This is a genomic window from Vibrio sp. OPT46 (genome assembly GCF_015163535.1).
GTDB lineage: Bacteria > Pseudomonadota > Gammaproteobacteria > Enterobacterales > Vibrionaceae > Vibrio > Vibrio alginolyticus.
The window spans coordinates 1-656 of sequence record NZ_JADDYG010000281.1 but is presented as its reverse complement, the minus strand read 5'-3'; the positions used below and the strand labels follow the sequence as shown (position 1 = coordinate 656).

At 35.1% G+C, this 656-nt stretch carries 2 pseudogenes; one reads left to right on the top strand and one right to left on the bottom strand.

What is annotated here, in order from left to right:
• Positions 1-205 (bottom strand): annotated as a pseudogene (locus tag IQR33_RS32935) (hypothetical protein); the annotation flags it as partial.
• A gap of 379 nt (positions 206-584) precedes the next feature.
• Here IQR33_RS32935 and IQR33_RS12685 point away from each other — a divergent pair.
• Positions 585-656 (top strand): annotated as a pseudogene (locus IQR33_RS12685) (peptidase); the annotation flags it as partial.

Here is a 656-nt window from a genome sequence, read left to right as displayed (position 1 = left end):
ATGCTTCTATATGCTTCTTTGAATACTCTAGGGTTTGTTTGTCAGGTGTATTCTGGTCTGCCATAGATTCGCACAGCTTTATCTTAGCACCATAATTATCGATAGATTGGCTTACGTTGTTAAACAAACTGGCTTCAAACTTTTCACTTGCGAAAGTGACACTTGAGAAAAGTGATAAGAGAATTATTCCAACATTCTTGTTCATATTTTTCCTTCTGAACTACACCATAACGTTTGGCTAGCATCAGAAAATCTTCTCTATCTAACCCTACACTAACTTCTTAGCTTACCTTTTTTATCTAGTTTATGGATAGCTTTTAAGCTTTTCATTAAATATACATAAAGGCGCATTTTGGTGGAGTCTATCCCACTTTTTAGTATTGGAAATATCATTAAATTTTGAGTCATTAAAATTGATAGGGTTATTATCTAGAGGGTAGGCAATCGGTAACTCGCATTGGCCCAAATAGCTAAAACATGTGCAAGCCAAGCTGAATTGAAAAAGTAAACAATGTAAATTAAATGCCAATGCGAATGATTATCACCTAAATTATGCCTCACATTTATTGGTGATGATTGTTTCTATGTTGCTTAAAAGCAAAGGTGTTCAAACTTGGGCTCGCCGCCTACATATCTATATTTCGATGGCTCTTCTC